A 215-nucleotide genomic window follows, 5' to 3' on the forward strand; every position below is an offset into this window, starting at 1 on the left:
TTCTTGAACCCAACGGTAGACCGTTGAATGATGAACGTTTACACCACGTTCCCTTAATATTTCAGATATATCACGATAACTCAATGCATATCTTAGATAGTAGCCAACGGCTACAGTGATAACATCCTTGTTAAATTGTTTATATCTGAAATAGTTCATACAGAAGACTCCTTTTTGTTAAAATTATACTATAAATTCAACTTTGCAACAGAACC

General features: G+C 33.5%; 1 pseudogene. It reads right to left on the reverse strand.

Annotated features, from left to right (window positions below):
- Positions 1 to 159 (reverse strand): annotated as a pseudogene (locus CD150_RS11735) (IS6 family transposase); the annotation flags it as partial.
- Positions 160 to 215 lie beyond the last annotated feature (56 nt).

The organism is Staphylococcus ureilyticus, assembly GCF_002902235.1.
In the GTDB taxonomy this organism is placed as follows: Bacteria; Bacillota; Bacilli; order Staphylococcales; family Staphylococcaceae; genus Staphylococcus; species Staphylococcus ureilyticus.